Origin of the sequence: Gordonia sp. C13 (genome assembly GCF_023218005.1) — a bacterium.
Lineage (GTDB): Bacteria > Actinomycetota > Actinomycetes > Mycobacteriales > Mycobacteriaceae > Gordonia > Gordonia namibiensis.
The window spans coordinates 1-990 of sequence record NZ_JALPSY010000069.1 but is presented as its reverse complement, the minus strand read 5'-3'; the positions used below and the strand labels follow the sequence as shown (position 1 = coordinate 990).

1 protein-coding gene is annotated in these 990 nt (G+C 65.9%); it reads right to left on the bottom strand.

Annotated features, from left to right (window positions below; genetic code table 11):
• Positions 1 to 20 precede the first annotated feature (20 nt).
• Complete coding sequence (locus M1L58_RS23250; protein ID WP_248660626.1) at positions 21 to 884, bottom strand: AraC family transcriptional regulator; 864 nt, start codon at positions 882 to 884, stop codon at positions 21 to 23.
• Between the last annotated feature and the right edge of the window lie 106 nt (positions 885 to 990).

Genomic DNA, 990 nt, shown 5'->3' with positions numbered 1-990 from the left:
GTTGGAGCTATAAAACGTGCTCAGGATCGCTCGACGGGCATCCAGATCTCCGCGTCGGCGTGCGACCCGGTCAGTTCGAGGTAGCGGACGAAGGTCGGTCCGGGCCGCAGTCGCCACGGATTCGACGGGAACCACTCGGTGGCCGTCGCGGCCCAGGTCTCCTGGAGCGTCTGCGGGAACGGACCGGACGACCGGAACGTGGCCCACGCGCCGGCGGATACCGGGATGCTCGACAGGTCCTCCGGCACCGTCGAATCCGCCTGCAGCGCAACACCGTTCAGGTAGGTGATCGGTGTTCCTTCCGGCGCGTCGGGCTCGCTTCCAGCGGTGACGGCCAGGATGCCGGCGGGTTCGGTGTCGTTGAGCGACTTGAGTCGTGCGTGTTCTTCGGGCGCTATCGACGCGATGTGCTGTTGGATGTGCGGATTGACTCCCTCGTAGATGAGCGGCACCTGTGCTGCGTGCCCGGCGAGTACGAATGCGGGTCGGTCGGTGATCGTGACGTCCATGGGACGACTCCCTTCGACGGTCAGGCGGAACCTGAGTACGGCTTGTGTTACAAAAGGACCGCCATGTGCCCGCACGTCCGACGGTGACACACCGTGAACGGAGCGGAAGGCCCGGCCGAACGCCTCGACCGACGAATAGCCGTAGCGCACCGCGAGATCGAGCAGGCCGGTGTCGCTGCTCACGAGATCCGTTGCCGCGAGGGTCATCCGACGACGCCGCACATACTCCGAGAACGGCATCCCGGCCAGCGAGGCGAACATCCGGCGCAGGTGATACTCCGTCGTCCCGTGGGACCGGGCGAAGCCGGCCAGGTCGATGGGCTCGTCGGTGTTCCGGTCGACGAGGTCGATGAGCGCGTTGAGCGTGCCGATCATGGCTCTCCTTTCGTCCAGGATCATGGTCGCCCCGCACGGCCTCGTACCCGACCGTTCCGGGCAGGAAATGTCAGCCACCTCGTTTCATAGCTCCAACCCGCGGTAG